The organism is Photobacterium sp. DNB22_13_2 (assembly GCF_052873915.1).
The window spans coordinates 68,054-85,310 of sequence record NZ_JBNNXU010000024.1 but is presented as its reverse complement, the minus strand read 5'-3'; the positions used below and the strand labels follow the sequence as shown (position 1 = coordinate 85,310).

The following is a 17,257-nucleotide window of genomic DNA, read 5'->3' as shown; positions in this document are numbered from 1 at the left end:
CGGGGGCCGGATTTGAACCGACGACCTTCGGGTTATGAGCCCGACGAGCTACCAAGCTGCTCCACCCCGCGTCCGTATTTTATTGAAAGGCAAACTAAAGTAAGAATTGCCTTTCGAGGCTGCGCATTATACGAGGAAATGAGACGGATGCAATAGTTCTCAAAAAAATTTTGCTCTTTCCTTTCCAACCGTCTATTTACTCATCAGATTTTCATTATTTGCTCACGATAGTACCGTAATTCAGCAATCGAATCATGAATATCATCGAGTGCCAAGTGGCTACCTTTCTTGCTAAAGCCATCAAGCACTTCCGGTTTCCAGCGACGAGTCAGCTCTTTGAGTGTACTGACATCCAAGTAACGATAGTGGAAGTACTGCTCTAGTTCCGGCATATGCTTATAAAGGAAACGGCGATCCTGACCAATACTATTGCCACAAATTGGCGATGCCCCTTTCGGTACCCACAGCTCCAAGAATGCGATAGTTTGGCGAATGGCCTCTTCTTCGCTCACATTGCTCTGGCGGATCCGCTCAACTAAGCCACTATTGGTATGGGTCGTGGTGCACCAATCATCCATCTTGGCCAATTCAGCTTCAGGCTGGTGAATCGCGAGTACCGGCCCCTCAGCCAACACATTGAGCTGCGCATCAGTTACAACTGTCGCAATTTCAATGATTTTATGGGTTTCTGGATCCAACCCGGTCATTTCTAAGTCGATCCAAATTAGGTTCTGATCGCTGATCATCATCGGATATTGCCTATTCTATGAGTAAACCATGTATGATAATACCAAACTAGCGCCAATGCCGAGGTTGCAACTGCAGGTTTTTCGGCGGGCTATGCATCGGTATATTACCGTAAGCCAACTTAACTGAACGATATTCTTGTGGCAAAAAAGAAAAAGCTTACTAAAGGTCAGAGTCGCCGTGTGCGCTCAAACCAAAACAAACGCCTGAAACGCGAAAAAGATGACGTCCAGTGGGATGAAGCCCTACTGGAGTCTGCTCGTGAAGGCCTCGTGATCACCCGTTTCGGTCAGCATGCTGATGTTGAAGATCCTGAAACCGGTATTATCCATCGCTGCAACTTACGCCGGAGTATTCAGAGTCTGGTATCTGGCGACCGCGTTGTCTGGCGTCCAGGTGTTGAAGCACTCCAAGGCATTAACGGTGTCGTCGAAGCCGTCCATGATCGTGAATCGATGCTTACCCGTCCAGACTACTATGATGGTGTCAAAGCGGTGGCAGCCAATGTCAACCAAATCATCATTGTGTCATCCGTGCTGCCCGAGCTATCGCTCAATATTATTGACCGCTACCTAATCGCAGCCGAAACCGTTGGTGTTCCACCGCTTATTGTTCTCAACAAGGTCGACTTGCTTGAGCCAGAAGAGCGGACACACGTCGAGGAAACCCTCTCCTTGTACCAAGATATTGGTTATCAGGTGCGCTTGGTCAGCTCTGAAACGGGTGAAGGGCTTGATGGGTTACGTGACGATCTCAAAGGCCATATCAGTATTTTTGCCGGCCAGTCGGGCGTCGGAAAATCGAGCCTTGTGAACTCCCTGATGCCTGAAGTCGATGCCGAAATCGGCGATGTGTCCGAAAACTCAGGTTTGGGTCAGCATACGACGACTGCAGCTCGCTTGTACCACTTCCCTGACGGTGGTGATCTTATCGATTCACCAGGGGTACGAGAGTTCGGCCTCTGGCACCTTGAAACCGAGCAAGTCACCGAGGCGTTCGTTGAATTCCGCGATTACTTGGGCGGCTGTAAGTTCCGCGACTGCAAGCACGGCAATGATCCGGGCTGTATCATTCGCGAGGCCGTAGAGGAAGGTAAAATCCACCAAGCGCGCTATGACAGCTATCATAAGATCATCGACAGCATGTCAGAAAATGTCGCCAACCGTCAGTTCTCGCGTAACAAGCCCGATTGATTGCTTCGCGGCTCCCCGTACTACAGGGAAGCCGCGACAGCAAGTAACTGACTTTACTCAGCAAGTTAGGTATTATTACAGGCCAAGGTTACAGATAAGTAACTATCTTGTTGAAAAACCTATTGTTTCTGGAAGGCACCGTGCACGACAATTTCAAAATCGGCTTGCAGTACTGCGCGCCAAAGCAAACCCTGACCCAGCTAGCAGGCAAACTTGCCTCAATGAAAGCTGGCAAGTTAACGACCGCAGTTATCCGCTGGTTCATCCGCCAGTACGGCATTGATATGAATGAAGCTCGTAACCCAGATCCAGCAGCTTACGACACCTTCAATAACTTCTTTGTTCGCGAGCTGAAAGACGGTGCCCGCCCAATCAATGACGATGCGGCGATCATCAGCCACCCTGCCGATGCTTGTGTCAGCCAACTAGGCCCCATCACTGGCGGCGAGCTGATTCAGGCCAAGGGACACACCTATGAAGCGGTTGAGCTGCTAGGTGGCGACCAAGCACTGGCTGATCAATTTCAAGACGGCCATTTTGCAACACTTTACCTGTCACCAAAAGATTACCACCGCGTGCATATGCCTTGTGATGGCACCCTGCGTCACATGATCTATGTGCCAGGTGAGTTGTTCTCGGTTAATCCACTGACCGCGAAAAATGTACCGAATTTATTTGCCCGCAATGAGCGTGTGGTGTGCATCTTCGATACAGAGTTCGGTCCAATGGCACAGGTACTGGTTGGCGCTACGATTGTTGGCAGCATTGAAACGGTATGGGCAGGTACCATTACACCACCGCGCAGCCCGCAAATTCATCGCTGGAATTACCCAGCCGATGGCGAGCAAGCTATTACCCTGAAGAAAGGGAATGAGATGGGCCGCTTCAAACTGGGTTCAACCGTGATCAACCTGTTCCCGGAAAATGCCATTGAGTTTATTGATGGTCTGGAAGCTGGTGTGCCGACCAAAATGGGCAGTGCCTACGCAAAGCGTGTTTCAGCGGAGCAGCCGGAAGTCTAAACGGTTAACATTTTTGAACAAAAAGGGCCTTTTACGGCCCTTTTTTTATGCAAAAAATTGACCATATCGAGGAAAATATCAACACCCAAATAGTATGCTGGGGTCAGTCAATAATATAAGCAAACCAACATATCATGAAAAAAATCCCAATATCCCAGCTAGTTAAGCTGCTGGTCGCTTTCGGGATCCCGCTCGGGATCCTGATGCTGCCGATTGATGCGATTCCTATCGCTGAATTAACCGTTTCCCAACACCGCCTTCTGGCTATCTTTGCTCTTGCGGCCCTGTTGTGGGTACTGGAGCCCGTCCCTGTGTTCGCCACCTCGATCCTGATCATTACCTCACAACTGATCATGATCTCCGATAGTGGCCTGCATACCTTCCGTACCCCTCCTGCGGGCCACGAGATGGGGGAAGTGCTCAAATACACTGATATCCTCGGTTCATTCTCGTCACCTATCATCATCCTGTTCATGGGGGGCTTTGCCCTCGCAATAGCTGCTTCAAAATATGAGCTGGACAACAACTTGGCACGGGTACTGCTCAAACCGTTTGGCACCCAGCCAAAATTCATCATGCTCGGCCTGATGCTAATCACTGCAGTGTTCTCGATGTTCATGTCCAACACCGCGACCACCGTAATGATGCTGGCCCTGCTAGCGCCCATCGTCGCTTCGGTACCCAAAGGCGATATTGGCATCAAGGCATTGGTGCTGTGTATCCCTATCGCCGCCAACACCGGTGGTATTGCCACCCCAATCGGTACCCCGCCCAACGCCATTGCCTTGCAGTATTTAACAGGCGAGAATGCCATTAGTTTCCTTGGCTGGATGGTGATTGGTCTGCCGTTTGTTATTCTTCAGCTGGCTTTTGCCTGGTGGTTACTGCAAAAAATGTTTCCATCCACCCAAACCCACATGAAGCTCGAACTCAATGGGCAGTTCCAGAAGAGCTGGCAGGCCATAGTGGTCTACATCACCTTCGCCCTCACTATCTTGCTCTGGATGACCAGCTCGCTACATGGCATGAATGTCTATGTAGTCTCCATTATTCCGCTCGCCGTGTTCACTCTGACAGGGATCATGGGTAAAGAAGAAATCAAGCTGATTAACTGGGAAGTGTTATGGCTAGTTGCCGGTGGTATTGCCATTGGCCTCGCGCTGGATAAAACCGGCCTTGCCCGGGCTCTGGCCCATGCTGTGGACTACGATGCCCTATCACCCATTGCAGTGGTACTGACCTTGTCGATCATCTGTTGGCTGATGGCGAACTTCATGTCCAACACGGCTACCGCCAACCTGTTGATCCCGATCGCAGCAGCTGTCGCCGCATCCATGGAAAGCTTGGCATCAATCGGCGGTCTGCAAGGCGTACTGGTCGTTGTCGCGTTCTCGGCCTCGCTCGGTATGATCCTGCCGGTTTCAACACCACCTAACTCACTGGCTTACTCAACTGGGTTAATAGAAAGTAAAGACATGGCCAAAACCGGTCTCATCATCGGTTTAGTCGGCCTCGCTGTGGTCTATGCTGCCGCGCTGATAATTACCTAACCGGAGTCCATCCCAAAAGTGTGAAGGCAGCTTATGCCGCCTTCACACAACCTTACTATTCCGATACTTTAGAAGCATAACTCTGTTAACCCGATCACTTTAATTATATGAATTATCGATGATGATCATTCACCTTCTGCCATGGGTCTTTTCGCTTTGCCCAAGGTACACATCGCTCCGCTAAAACACACCGGAAAAGCCACCTATATAAAACCAACACCTGGCTGCCGAGAGAGATAACAATGAATCTAACGATCAAACACAAAATACAACTGGCGATTGCCGTGATTATCGCCACCGTCAGCGCCGTTCAAGCCTGGATATCCATCTCCCAGCTCCAGCAGGAGACCACCAGTGCCATCAACAACCAAATGCGCGATATCGCCCAAGGCACCAGCAGCAATATCAGCGACTGGCTCGCCATACGCAGTGATATGATGCAGGCCAACGAGAGCTTGATTGCCAACCAGGACGAAGTCGACCGGGAATTACTTCTCACCAAGCGGGCCGGTCAGTTCCTGTCAGTCTATGCCGGTTTCAGTGACGGTACCATTGCCTACGGTGACAAGACTGAAGATTGGCCTGAGGGCTACGATCCCCGTACCCGACCTTGGTATCAGGATGCGATGCGCCAAAACGGCCTTATCCTGACCGAACCTTACGAGGATTTCGATGGCAGCATGGTGGTCAGTTTTGCCAAAGCCTTTCAGGGCCAATACCGTGGGGTACTGGCAGCCGATTTAACCATCACAGATATCATCGACCAAGTGCTTAACCTTCAGCTGGACAACAACGGTTTTGCCTTTTTGGTCGATGGCAACAACAACATCGTTGCCTACCGTGATGAGTCACTGAGCCAGCAGCCACTGACCCAGCTGGATCGCGATTTATCTCCACAGCTGCTCCAGCGGTTGGTTGCCAACCCGGCTATCCACACTTTCCATCTCGATAGCGACGGCAAGGATAAGCTGATCTATGCCACCCCTATTGCAGGGACGGACTGGACGCTGGCTTTAGTGGAAGACAAAGATCTGGCCTTTGCCTCTATCGGTGAGCAGATCACGTTTATCCTGTTAGCTTCCGTCGGCCTGTATATTGTAATTTCGGCAATCGCTACACTGATTATCAACAATTTGCTTCGTCCGCTATCACGGCTCAGCGATTCGGTCGCCCAACTAGCCCAAGGTCAAGGCGATCTCACCCAACGTATTGATATTGAACGCATGGATGAAATCGGCGTACTGGCCGATAACATGAACCGCTTCCTCGGCCAACTACAGACCATGATCAAGGGCGTGGTCACCCAGTCTGACCGCCTTGGCGAGCAAGCCGAGCTGTCCGCCCAGCAAACATTGCAAGCCAACCAGAAAGTCAACGAACAGCAAAACGATATCAACCAGATTGCCACCGCCATCCATGAGATGTCAGCGACCTCAGCCGAGGTGGCCAGTCATGCAGAAATGACCGCCGCTGCAGCACAGGCCTCTACCAGCTCCTGTGAGCAGGGCCAGGGCGTGATCAGCCAAAACCGCACCGCTATTACTTCGCTGGCCACGCAGGTAGGCGATGCCGCCAACGTGATCCATGAGCTGGAAAGCAATGCCCAAAACATCAACCAGATCCTGTCGACTATCCAAGGGATTGCCGAGCAGACCAATCTGCTAGCCCTCAATGCCGCCATCGAGGCCGCCCGAGCAGGCGAGCAGGGGCGTGGCTTTGCGGTTGTCGCCGACGAGGTACGAGTACTGAGCAAGCGCACCCATGACTCGACCGAAGAAATCCGCGCGATGATCGAAACCCTGCAGCAAAATACTCGCCAAGCGGTCGACAGCATGCAGGCGAGCACCAACCTAGCCGGTGAGAGCGTCGGCTTTGCCGAGGCGGCCAGTGACAGCCTGAGCCAAATCACCCAGGCGATCGGCGAGATCTCGGACATGGCGACCCAGATTGCCAGCGCCGCCGAAGAGCAGCGGGCCGTCAGCGAAGATATCAGTCGCAACACCCAGGCGATCAAAGATGTATCTGATCACCTGTCGGTCCAGACCGATGCGGTCACCGAAAATGCCAAGGAAATGCACAGCACCGCCGCCAGCATGTGCCGCGACGTGTCGCGTTTTAAGGTCTAAGGTCTAAGGTCTGATACTCACAACCTAACAGGCCTCATCAGTAAAGCCGTCCTGCCAAGGGCGGCTTTTTTTGGGGTACATTTTGGGGAAGTCCTCGCAAAATCAATAACTAGGTTTTCATTAACTGTTTGCGTTTTTCTCTAATACTGGATATGGCTGCCAATTCCACTCCCTTCCTCTCCACAGTGACGCCCCACCCACTACACTGGAAATGTTGGCTAACTTAATAAGAATAGAGAGGAACGAAAGTGAAATCACAGTCTTTCAAAGTGTTACTGCTCGCCATGGCTGCGGCATCTTTGTCTCCCGCCCAAGCGGCGGAATGGAGCTACGAGGGAGAGCATGGTGCCGATAACTGGGGCAAGAGCTTTGCCACCTGCAGTGAGGGGGTAAACCAAACCCCGATCGATATCAAGCACACTATCAAGGCCGAACTGACCCCGCTGCAAATAGATTATCAGGGCAAGGTTCGTGAGGTGATCAATAACGGTCATACCGTGCAGGCCAATGTCGAGGGCAAGAACCAGTTAATCATCGATGATCAAACCTTCGACCTCAAACAGTTCCATTTCCATACCCCATCGGAAAACTATATCGCCGGCAAGCAGTTCCCACTCGAAGTGCATTTCGTCCATGCCAATGCTGAGGGTCAACTGGCCGTCGTGGCGGCAATGTTTAAAGCCGGGCCACGAGGCAACGAGGCTTTCAATACCCTGCTGGCCACCATACCTGAAAAAGATCAGGTCCAGCCCCTCAACGATGCCCTAAACCCAGCGGATCTGCTACCGAGGGAGCGGGAGTATTACCGTTTCAGCGGCTCACTGACCACCCCTCCATGCAGCGAGGGGGTACGCTGGTTTGTCATGCGCGAAGCCCAAGCCGGTACCGAAAAGCAAATCGACAGCTTGCATAAGGTGATGGGGGAGAATGCCCGTCCACTCCAGCCCCTCAATGCCCGGGTCGTCCTTGAGTAAGTTAATCCCTCATTTGAATTTGCGTTACCCCTACCTCCGGCGCTTCAACTGAAGCGCCGTTTCCTCCTTCACCCTTATCCACAGCGACAAATACCTTGCCTCTTCACTTGGATATACCGCAAGATATTCGCCAGATATAAGGATATTGCACGATAGGCCATTAAGGATAAACATGCACTACGAATGGCTGGCGCTGGCTGCCGCATTGCTATGGGCTATCAGCAGCCTGATTTCCATCACCCCTTCCCGACATTTGGGCGCTTTTGCCTATAGCCGCTGGCGGATGGCCTGTGTCGCAGTGATGCTCTCGAGCATGGCATGGCTCAACGGCGGTTGGCTTAGCATGCAGTGGGATTATGCCGCTGTGATGTTACTGTCTGGTGTGATCGGCATTTTTATCGGTGATACCGCCTTGTTTGCCTGCTGCAATCGCATCGGCCCCCGTCGCGGCGGCTTGTTGTTTGCCTGCCATGCGGTATTTTCGGCATTACTTGGCATGTGGCTATTCGGTGAAGTGTTACAAGACTGGAAGCTTATTGGCAGCATCGCCGTTTTTTCCGGTGTGGCTATCGCGATTATGTTCGGCCAACGCCCAAGCAATGATCGGCAGCAACACTGGGAAGGCACCCATGGTTCGCTCGCATTCGCCGTTTTACTCGGGCTGACAGCGGCCCTATGCCAGTCCCTCGGTGCCATCATCGCCAAACCCGTTATGCAGACCGCAGTCGATCCCATCGCCGCATCTGCGGTCAGAATGGCCAGCGCCCTCACGGCCCACTCGCTCTTGCGCCTAACTGGGGTCCAACTTGCCCGACCACTCCAGCCGATCAACGTCAGAATCTTCCTCCAGGTCGCCCTCAACGGACTGCTTGCGATGGCAATTGGCATGACCCTGATCCTTTATGCATTGCGCGATGGCGATGTCGGGATGGTCGCCTTGCTCTCTTCAACCTCTCCGATCATGATCCTGCCTTTGCTCTGGCTGCATACCCGCCAACGCCCCCCAGTTACGGCATGGGTCGGGGCTATGGTTGCGGTATTTGGTACGATGTTGATATTGGCCAGCTAAAATACAAATGATAACCATTTGCACCTAACCCGTAATTAGATTATGCTTTGACCTGTTGGTTAAGACGCCTTGGAATCCTACCCCGCGACGACACCATAACGACAGAGAGATACGATAATACTAGCAATACTGGCTGTTCCCCCAGCTTTTGGCCGCGGCAGCAATACCTTCCTGCCACCAGATGTATGAACAATTTCTGCCTGCAGAAACAAACAGCGCGGCAAATTGCCGCGCGGTTCATTGGTCAAATATCGCGTTAACGCCACAGGTTAAGGATCGACAATCAGGCAATCGTGATCGGAAAGGCACTGACCTGATCAATATGATCCACACCCAGCGATAGCATGATCAAACGATCCACCCCCAAGGCCACACCAGCACAATCTGGGAAACCAGCACGCAACGCTTCGATCAAGTGCATGTCGATCGGCTGCGGGGTTAACCCCATTTCCTCGCGCTTACGATTATCAGCTTCGAAGCGGGAGAGTTGTTCATCACCATCGGACAGCTCGTGGAAGCCATTGGCCAACTCTATCCCCTTGAAATACACTTCAAAACGTTCTGCGACACGGCTATCTTTCGGGTTAATCTGGGCCAAGGCTGCCTGAGAAGCCGGGAAGTCATAAACAAATGCGGGTACCTGTTGGCCGATTTTCGCCTCGACACCGACACTGAACAGCAACTGTAACAAGGTATCGCGATCCTGCTCGAGTTCGGCGATATCAGCCAACCCCAAATTTGCCGCCACAACCTTGAGCTCAGCCATGCTACCTTCCAGTGGGCAAACACCTAGTACATCAATAAATGTCTGCTGGTAGGTCATTCGCTCAGCAGGCCCGCTACCCAATACCAATTGCAACAAATCATCCATCTCATCCATCAAGGCATGATGATCAAAGCCAGGGCGGTACCACTCCAGCATGGTAAATTCCGGATTGTGAAAGCGACCCGATTCTTCGTTACGAAAAGACTTACAAATCTGATAAATAGCTCCACTACCTGCAGCCAACAAACGCTTCATGTGAAACTCAGGGCTGGTCATCAGATAAAGCTGCTGGCCATCGGCAAAGCCCGGGCCGACAAAGGTCGTTTGAAAGGTATGCAGATGAATATCTGTCACGGTAGCTTGGCTCATCGCCGGGGTATCGACTTCCAGTACCTCGCGTTGAGCGAAAAAGTGTCGAATCATCGCCAGTATCGCAGCACGCTGCTTTAGCTGGGGAAGGGGAGCGGTCGGTTGCCAGTGGATAGTCATAGCCAGTAATCATCAAACATTGAGGGAAAATGAAGCCAATATTTTACCCCAATTTGTCCAAAACCCATTACCGAAAAAGCGAATACCCAAAGAACACGCCCTCAAATGCTGCCCCTAATAGAGCCCCACCAAGCGGAGTGATCCTCGATTAGCCAAATATCGGAAATAGTAATGAGCCACAGAAAGCATATGAAAGATTATGAAAAAACATGATCAGCCTGCGTTCAACCTGGTCGCATTTCAAGCACCAAATAAAAATAAAAGGTTAACAGAAAAATCACATACCAGTCATTTGTACAACAATCACAGACAAAGCACTCATTTGCTTATTGGATAAACTGTTTTTTATTAGCGACTTATCAAGAAATAGCGAAACACATTCTTAATGAGCCAGAAACAAATAACACATTTCATTTCGATTAATTAACAACCATAAAACATTACAAATTGTGACAATAATCACATTTCCCGTAATCACCTTATACTTTTGGGCTATTTCGTTTAAAAAGCTGCGTCTAAATCAACTTTTCTATCGATATTGTTTCATAGAATGCACCTAGGATTTCAAGGTTAAGTACGCTCAGGCGTACTTTTTTAAATTTTATCGTCTTACCTCCGGAGGATAGCTGTGAAAACAATTACCACAGATATCGCTGTAATCGGCGCAGGTGGTGCAGGTCTTCGTACTGCCATTGCTGCTGCAGAAGCAAACCCAGACTTGGAAATTGCGCTTATTTCTAAAGTTTACCCAATGCGCTCTCATACCGTAGCTGCAGAGGGTGGCTCCGCTGCCGTCGTCAAGGATGAGGATAGCTTGGACAACCACTTCAACGATACCGTTGGTGGTGGTGATTGGCTATGTGAACAGGACGTTGTTGAATATTTCGTAGAAAACGCGACACGCGAGATGACCCAGCTAGAGCAATGGGGTTGTCCGTGGAGCCGTAAAGAAAATGGTGACGTGAACGTACGCCGCTTCGGTGGTATGAAAGTTGAGCGCACATGGTTTGCCGCGGATAAAACCGGCTTCCACATGCTGCACACACTGTTCCAAACGTCTATCAAATACGATCAGATCAAGCGTTTCGACGAGTACTTCGTTGTCGACCTACTAGTTGAAGAAGGTGAAGTACAGGGTCTTGTGGCTATCCACATGGCTGAAGGTGAGTTGATCTGCATTAAAGCGAAGTCTGTTGTACTTGCAACAGGTGGTGCCGGCCGCGTTTACAACTGTAACACCAACGGCGGTATCGTGACCGGTGACGGTATGGCAATGGCCTTCCGCCACGGTGTCCCTCTGCGTGACATGGAATTCGTTCAGTACCACCCAACTGGCCTACCTGGCACAGGCATCCTGATGACCGAAGGTTGTCGTGGTGAAGGCGGTATCATGCTGAACAAAAATGGTTACCGTTACCTGCAAGACTACGGCATGGGCCCAGAGACACCAATCGGCCAACCAAAGAACAAATACATGGAACTGGGTCCTCGTGACAAAGTTTCTCAGGCATTCTGGCACGAGCAGCAGAAAGGCAACACCATCAAGCACCCACTGGGCGATGTTGTACACCTTGACCTGCGCCACCTAGGTAAAGAATACCTACACGAGCGTCTACCGTTCATCTGTGAGCTTGCAAAAGCCTACGTGAACGTTGATCCGGCAGAAGAGCCAGTGCCAATTCGCCCAACCGTTCACTACACCATGGGTGGTATCGAAACTGACAAGCACAACGAAACACGCATCAAAGGCCTATTTGCGGTCGGTGAGTGTTCATCTGTTGGCCTTCACGGTGCAAACCGTCTAGGTTCTAACTCTCTTGCAGAGCTTGTTGTATTCGGTCGCCTAGCTGGTGAAGGTGCGGCTAAACGCGCTGAAGAATTCAAAGGCTGGAACGAAGCCGCAATTACTGAGCAGGTTCAAGCGGTTCAAGATCGTATCGAGACCCTTCTGTCTCAAGAAGGCGACGAAAACTGGGCGGATATCCGTACTGAAATGGGTCACTCCATGGAAGCCGGTTGTGGTATCTACCGCCAAGAAGATCTGATGCAAGCAACGGTTGATAAGCTGGCAGAACTTCGCGCTCGCTTTAAGAACATCAGCATCAAAGACAAGGGCAAGGTATTCAACACTGACCTACTTTATGCAATCGAAATTGGTTACGGCCTAGAAGTTGCTGAAGCAATGGCTCACTCTGCGATTCAGCGTAAGGAATCTCGTGGCGCACACCAACGTCTTGACGATGGTTGTACAGAACGTGACGACGTGAACTTCCTGAAGCATACGCTAGCCTTCTACAACGGTGATGACGCTCCTCGTATCGAGTACAGCGACGTAACAATCACCAAGTCTCAGCCAAAAGCACGTCTATACGGTGCAGCGGCAGAAGAAGCTGCAGCGAAAGAAGCAGCTGAAGCGGCAGCGAAGAAAGAGGAGCAGGCATAATGTCAGACAACCGCATCCAAAAAGTAGAAATTCTACGTTATGACCCAGCAAAAGACGCAGAACCGTACTTCGAGATGTTCGAAGTACCGTTTAACGAAACCATGTCTGTGCTTGATGCCCTGGGTTACATCAAAGATAACCTAGACAAAGATCTGGCTTACCGCTGGTCTTGCCGTATGGCGATCTGTGGTTCTTGCGGCATGATGGTCAACAAGGTACCAAAACTGGCTTGTAAGACATTCTTGCGTGACTACCCGAACGGTCTGAAAATCGAAGCACTGGCTAACTTTGCTATCGAGAAAGATTTGGTTGTCGACATGACACCGTTCATCGAGCGCCTGGAAGCTATTAAGCCGTACATCATCGGCAACGATCGCAAACCTGAAGACGGTCCAAACAATCAGACACCAGAGCAAATGGCGAAGTACAAGCAGTTTGCTGGTTGTATCAACTGTGGTCTGTGCTACTCAGCATGTCCTCAGTTCGGCCTGAACCCTGAGTTCATCGGCCCTGCAGCGCTAACCCTAGCGCACCGCTACAACCTAGACAGCCGTGACAACGGTTCTGATGAGCGTATGAAGCTGATCAACGGTGAAAACGGTGCATGGGGCTGTACTTTTGTTGGCTACTGTTCTGAAGTGTGTCCGAAGAGCGTCGATCCAGCAGCAGCGGTTAACCAAGGCAAAGTGGAATCATCTAAAGATTTCGTTATCGCCATGATGAAGCCTCAGGAGGCATAAGGATGAGCAATCGTAAACCTTACGTTCGCGAAATGAAGCGCACCTGGTGGAAGGATCACCCTTTCTACCGCTTCTACATGGTTCGTGAAGCAACTATTTTACCGTTAATCTTCTTCACTATCTGTCTGACTTTCGGTCTAGGTAGCCTAGTGAAGGGCCCTGAAGCATGGGCGGGCTGGCTAGAGTTTATGGCTAACCCAGTAGTTGTAATTCTGAACGTGCTGGCATTGGCGGGTAGCCTGTTCCACGCACAGACTTTCTTCAGCATGATGCCTCAGGTAATGCCTATCAAATTGAAAGGCAAGACACTGGACAAGAAAGTTGTTGTTCTGGCTCAGTGGGCTGCAGTTGCTGCAATCTCACTGTTCGTACTAGTTCTAGTTTAAGGAGAACCACGTGGTTAATCTAAATCCTAAACGTTCTGACGAACCAGTATGGTGGGGTCTGTTTGGTGCTGGCGGTACTTGGTTTGCAATGCTAACACCTGTGACTGTGCTGGTACTGGGTATCATGGTACCACTGGGTATCCTAGACGCTGATTCAATGAGCTACGAGCGCGTTGCCGGCTTCGTCACCAGCATCATCGGTGCACTATTTACTATCGCGACTCTGGCTCTGCCAATGTGGCACGCGATGCACCGTCTGCACCACGGTATGCACGACCTGAAATTCCACACTGGTGTGGTAGGTAAAATCGCATGCTACGCAGCTGCATTCCTTGTGTCTGCACTGGCTGTAATTTTCGTATTCATGATCTAATCGTGATACGAAACAAAAAAAGCACCGCATAGCGGTGCTTTTTTTATGCCTGCTCGACCAGTTCGAACGCTATTGCGCCGGTTTTGTCAGTTTCTCGCTTTGCTCCAATATTCCCAACGCTCCAAAGCCGGTGATCACATCCAGGTTGGTGGTCATTTTGCCTCCCTCACCGCCAAAGTAGTTTTTTGGCATCTCGACCTGGTAGTACTTCAGGTTATTGTACAAGGCCGTCGACACATCACGATTAAGCTCGGCCAGGTAGACATCCCGGTTGGCCCCATAGGCATCGTATTTGGCCTTGAGGATTTCCGCTTCCGCCCGCCCTTTGGCCAAGATAGCCTTGGCTTCATACTCTGCCGACAGCGCATTCGCTTTCTGGATAGCCAGGTTGGCCTCCGCGATAGCCAACTCTTTTTCCTTATCCACTTCCGCTAGCCGCTTCTTTTTCTCGACTTCAACGATTTCTCGCTCGGCGATCTGCCGCGCAATCTCAACTTCTTTTTGCTGCGAGATAATTGCCAGCTCCTTGTTGCGCTGGGCATCCTGTACTTCACGGGTACGCTGAATTTCCTTGCGCAATTGCTCTGTTTCCGCCTGTGCCTTAGAGGTTTCCTGTTCCTGGATGGCTCGGATCCTATCAGCCACTAAACGCTTCTTGTCAGTCAGCAACTTGTCTAACTGCGCCTCAGGAGTAGGATCGCCTATCGTCACCTGAGTCACGGCAATACCATATTGGCGTAATGGGTTATCCTGACGTTTAGGGTTGCCTTGCGAATCAAGCATCGGCACTGTTTTCCATACCAACTGCTGGGTACGCTGTAATTGGTTGGAGTTGCTCTGGTTAATGCCTACCGGTGCCAAGTCAATCTGTTCAACCTCTACCTGACGACGCTCGGTCATATATATCCCGTCACGGAGTTGATCACCCAGTTTGGACTTGAACTGATTAAGGCCGCCTTGAAAGAACTCTTCACCAGTATATTGGGTCGCCGTGATCACAGTGACATTCCGGGCATTTTTTACCAGCAGGGCATCAATGAGATTACTGTTATTACGGAATTCACGGTGCATTTTGATAATCGAATCAGGATCTTGCGACAACTTAAAACGAAAAGTCACCGGAATTTCCCCGACATAGGTATCAGCGAAGCGGACCTGAATCGGTGGCAGTCGCTGGTAAAAGTCTTCACCCGTAGTATTGCCATAGGAGACAGTGATCACTTGATCATACTTGGTGATTTTCGACAGGAACGGCATTCTGAAGTGAATACCGGGCTGGTTGAATACATCCAGATCACCAGTCAGGTTATTCTGGTGCACATAGGTGTAACCCGCATCCGTCATAAGTACGGAGTTGTTGACCAGACCGAAGAGCGCAGCCGCCCCTAGAATCCCGCCGACAATAGGTAAAGACACTTTTTTCTTGAGCGCTTGCTGTGCCTGAGGCTTAAAATCCATATTCCCTATACCAACTTGTTATTACTCCACTTTATGGCTTAGGGTATGAAATTGAACGCATCAATAGAAGCAAAATAACGCACACAACCTAGCAAATCAAACGCACTTCAAAAAATACTTCGAAGTCTTATCGAAACATTTGCTCCAATAACAAAAAAGGCCGCCTAAGCGACCTTTTTTACCAACCGGAAATGAATTACTTCACACGGCCTACGTATTCAGCTGAACGGGTATCAACTTTGATCACTTCACCGATAGCGATGAACAATGGTACACGTACGACTGCACCAGTTGTTAGTGTTGCAGGCTTACCACCGGTACCCTGAGTATCACCTTTTAGGCCAGGATCCGTTTCGGTGACTTCAAGTTCAACGAAGTTTGGTGGTGTTACGGCAATAGGGTTACCGTTCCACAGTGTTAACGTACAAGTGTTGTTTTCTACTAACCACTTCGCGTTTTCGCCTACCGCTTTAACGTCTGCAGCAATTTGCTCAAATGTTTCATTGTTCATGAAGTGGTAGAATTCACCGTCGTTGTAGAGGTAATCAAGCTCAGTATCGATTACGTCTGCAGCTTCAACGCTTTCACCAGACTTGAAAGTCTTCTCCAGTACCTTGCCTGAAAGCAGTTTACGGATTTTAACGCGGTTGAACGCCTGGCCTTTGCCTGGCTTAACAAATTCGTTTTCGATAATGACACATGGTTCATTATCTAGCATAATTTTCATTCCGCCGCGGAATTCATTGGTGCTGAAAGACGCCATTTCTATCCTCTTAACATCTTCGAGTTGTATTTAATGCCGCATATAATAACCCGAAACGCCTCATCTGTTGAGCAAAACTGGCTGAATGATCTTGCTAATGCGATTTCTGATCCGATTCAGCTGCTAAATAGCCTTAAAATTGATCCCGCCCCATGGGCTGAAGGCTTAGCGGCCCGGAAATTATTTGCGCTGCGTGTCCCTAAGAGCTTTGTCGATAGAATGGAAGTTGGCAACCCTTACGACCCGTTATTGCGACAGGTTTTACCTCTGGCAGAAGAATTCGAGGTGCACCCGGGGTATTCCCAAGATCCCCTCGAAGAGCAAGACAATACCATTCCCGGTCTGCTGCACAAATACAAGAACCGGGCCCTGATGATAGTCAAAGGCGGCTGCGCCGTTAACTGCCGCTATTGCTTCCGTCGCCATTTTCCCTATCAGGAAAACCAAGGTGGCAAACGTAACTGGCAGCTGGCACTGGACTATATCGCCAGCCAACCGGATATCAATGAAGTTATTCTGTCCGGTGGCGATCCGCTGATGGCCAAGGACAATGAAATGGCCTGGCTAGTCGAAGCCATTGCGGCGATCCCCCACATCAAGCGACTGCGTATCCACTCTCGCTTGCCAGTAGTCATGCCGTCTCGTATTACCACCGAGCTATGCCGCATACTGTCGCAGAGCCGCCTCCAAACAGTACTGGTCACCCATATCAACCACGCCAATGAGATCAACGAGGAACTGGCTCAGGCGATGCTGGCGCTCAAACAGGCTGATGTGACACTGCTGAACCAAGGCGTATTGCTCAAAGGCGTTAATGACTCTGTCGAGACCCTGACCCACCTCAGCGATGCCCTTTTCAACACCGGCATCCTTCCCTATTACCTGCATGTACTGGATCGAGTCCAAGGCGCAGCGCACTTCATGGTCGACGACAACACAGCCCGCCAACTAATGGCAGGCCTAATGGAAAATGTATCTGGTTACCTAGTCCCTAAGCTGACCCGGGAGATCGGCGGCCGACGCAGTAAAACACCGCTGGATCTGCGTCTCGAATAACCTTCAAGGCCATCGTTATCTTGCCTGTAGTACGGATAATCACTGCAGGCATTATTCCTTTCTTTTTGCCACCCCACCCGTACAGCAAAACAAAGACTTATC

15 protein-coding genes are annotated in these 17,257 nt (G+C 50.5%); 11 read left to right on the top strand and 4 right to left on the bottom strand.

Annotated features, from left to right (window positions below):
• Window positions 1–203: 203 nt before the first annotated feature.
• On the bottom strand, window positions 204–749 hold the full coding sequence (gene orn / locus ACVA58_RS24275; RefSeq protein WP_255043419.1) for an oligoribonuclease: 546 nt from the start codon (window positions 747–749) through the stop codon (window positions 204–206).
• 138 nt (window positions 750–887) lie between these two features.
• Between orn and rsgA the strand changes: the two genes are divergently transcribed.
• From rsgA to ACVA58_RS24245, 6 genes are all read left to right on the top strand, one after another.
• Window positions 888–1,940 carry a small ribosomal subunit biogenesis GTPase RsgA gene (gene rsgA, locus ACVA58_RS24270; protein ID WP_446512847.1) on the top strand — a complete coding sequence of 351 codons (1,053 nt, stop codon included), beginning with the start codon at window positions 888–890 and terminating at the stop codon, window positions 1,938–1,940.
• Window positions 1,941–2,080: 140 nt separating this feature from the next.
• Entirely contained in the window at window positions 2,081–2,962 is an 882-nt protein-coding gene (asd, locus tag ACVA58_RS24265; RefSeq protein WP_446512846.1) for an archaetidylserine decarboxylase, read from the top strand.
• A 134-nt stretch (window positions 2,963–3,096) separates the two neighbouring features.
• On the top strand, window positions 3,097–4,512 hold the full coding sequence (locus tag ACVA58_RS24260) for an SLC13 family permease (RefSeq protein ID WP_446512845.1): 1,416 nt from the start codon (window positions 3,097–3,099) through the stop codon (window positions 4,510–4,512).
• Between the two features lie 242 nt (window positions 4,513–4,754).
• A complete protein-coding gene (locus ACVA58_RS24255; protein ID WP_446512844.1) occupies window positions 4,755–6,638 on the top strand; it encodes a methyl-accepting chemotaxis protein in 1,884 nt (627 codons plus the stop codon).
• A gap of 284 nt (window positions 6,639–6,922) precedes the next feature.
• Complete coding sequence (locus tag ACVA58_RS24250; RefSeq protein ID WP_446512850.1) at window positions 6,923–7,612, top strand: carbonic anhydrase; 690 nt, start codon at window positions 6,923–6,925, stop codon at window positions 7,610–7,612.
• 172 nt (window positions 7,613–7,784) lie between these two features.
• Window positions 7,785–8,681 (top strand): DMT family transporter, encoded by an 897-nt coding sequence (locus ACVA58_RS24245; RefSeq protein WP_446512843.1) that lies wholly within the window; start codon window positions 7,785–7,787, stop codon window positions 8,679–8,681.
• 283 nt (window positions 8,682–8,964) lie between these two features.
• Here ACVA58_RS24245 and epmA read toward each other — a convergent pair whose 3' ends face one another.
• Window positions 8,965–9,936, bottom strand: coding sequence for an elongation factor P--(R)-beta-lysine ligase (gene epmA, locus ACVA58_RS24240; protein WP_446512842.1), 972 nt, complete (start codon window positions 9,934–9,936; stop codon window positions 8,965–8,967).
• Between the two features lie 628 nt (window positions 9,937–10,564).
• Here epmA and frdA point away from each other — a divergent pair.
• From frdA to frdD, 4 genes are read left to right on the top strand one after another with little or no spacing between them, the layout of a single operon-like run.
• The gene (gene frdA, locus ACVA58_RS24235) at window positions 10,565–12,379 is read left to right on the top strand and encodes a fumarate reductase (quinol) flavoprotein subunit (protein ID WP_446512841.1); all 1,815 of its coding nucleotides are present in this window, start codon (window positions 10,565–10,567) and stop codon (window positions 12,377–12,379) included.
• On the top strand, window positions 12,379–13,119 hold the full coding sequence (locus tag ACVA58_RS24230; protein ID WP_107351012.1) for a succinate dehydrogenase/fumarate reductase iron-sulfur subunit: 741 nt from the start codon (window positions 12,379–12,381) through the stop codon (window positions 13,117–13,119). The genes frdA and ACVA58_RS24230 overlap by 1 nt, the downstream gene beginning before the upstream one ends.
• Before the next feature lie 2 nt (window positions 13,120–13,121).
• A complete protein-coding gene (frdC, locus tag ACVA58_RS24225; protein WP_107351011.1) occupies window positions 13,122–13,505 on the top strand; it encodes a fumarate reductase subunit FrdC in 384 nt (127 codons plus the stop codon).
• 10 nt (window positions 13,506–13,515) lie between these two features.
• Window positions 13,516–13,878 carry a fumarate reductase subunit FrdD gene (gene frdD / locus ACVA58_RS24220; RefSeq protein WP_107351010.1) on the top strand — a complete coding sequence of 121 codons (363 nt, stop codon included), beginning with the start codon at window positions 13,516–13,518 and terminating at the stop codon, window positions 13,876–13,878.
• A gap of 69 nt (window positions 13,879–13,947) precedes the next feature.
• Here frdD and ACVA58_RS24215 read toward each other — a convergent pair whose 3' ends face one another.
• The gene (locus ACVA58_RS24215) at window positions 13,948–15,336 is read right to left on the bottom strand and encodes an SPFH domain-containing protein (protein WP_446512840.1); all 1,389 of its coding nucleotides are present in this window, start codon (window positions 15,334–15,336) and stop codon (window positions 13,948–13,950) included.
• A gap of 196 nt (window positions 15,337–15,532) precedes the next feature.
• Window positions 15,533–16,099, bottom strand: coding sequence for an elongation factor P (efp, locus tag ACVA58_RS24210; protein WP_255043411.1), 567 nt, complete (start codon window positions 16,097–16,099; stop codon window positions 15,533–15,535).
• Window positions 16,100–16,132: 33 nt separating this feature from the next.
• Between efp and epmB the strand changes: the two genes are divergently transcribed.
• Window positions 16,133–17,155 (top strand): EF-P beta-lysylation protein EpmB, encoded by a 1,023-nt coding sequence (gene epmB / locus ACVA58_RS24205; protein ID WP_446512839.1) that lies wholly within the window; start codon window positions 16,133–16,135, stop codon window positions 17,153–17,155.
• Window positions 17,156–17,257: the final 102 nt, after the last annotated feature.

Bases quoted from the DNA above. Each gene is read 5' to 3' on its own strand.
- efp (WP_255043411.1), bottom strand. From the start codon at position 16,099: ATGGCGTCTTTCAGCACCAATGAATTCCGCGGCGGAATGAAAATTATG.
- epmB (WP_446512839.1), top strand. From the start codon at position 16,133: ATGCCGCATATAATAACCCGAAACGCCTCATCTGTTGAGCAAAACTGG.
- ACVA58_RS24260 (WP_446512845.1), top strand. From the start codon at position 3,097: ATGAAAAAAATCCCAATATCCCAGCTAGTTAAGCTGCTGGTCGCTTTC.
- ACVA58_RS24245 (WP_446512843.1), top strand. From the start codon at position 7,785: ATGCACTACGAATGGCTGGCGCTGGCTGCCGCATTGCTATGGGCTATC.
- ACVA58_RS24230 (WP_107351012.1), top strand. From the start codon at position 12,379: ATGTCAGACAACCGCATCCAAAAAGTAGAAATTCTACGTTATGACCCA.
- orn (WP_255043419.1), bottom strand. From the start codon at position 749: ATGATGATCAGCGATCAGAACCTAATTTGGATCGACTTAGAAATGACC.
- ACVA58_RS24215 (WP_446512840.1), bottom strand. From the start codon at position 15,336: ATGGATTTTAAGCCTCAGGCACAGCAAGCGCTCAAGAAAAAAGTGTCT.
- epmA (WP_446512842.1), bottom strand. From the start codon at position 9,936: ATGACTATCCACTGGCAACCGACCGCTCCCCTTCCCCAGCTAAAGCAG.
- ACVA58_RS24255 (WP_446512844.1), top strand. From the start codon at position 4,755: ATGAATCTAACGATCAAACACAAAATACAACTGGCGATTGCCGTGATT.
- frdC (WP_107351011.1), top strand. From the start codon at position 13,122: ATGAGCAATCGTAAACCTTACGTTCGCGAAATGAAGCGCACCTGGTGG.
- ACVA58_RS24250 (WP_446512850.1), top strand. From the start codon at position 6,923: ATGGCTGCGGCATCTTTGTCTCCCGCCCAAGCGGCGGAATGGAGCTAC.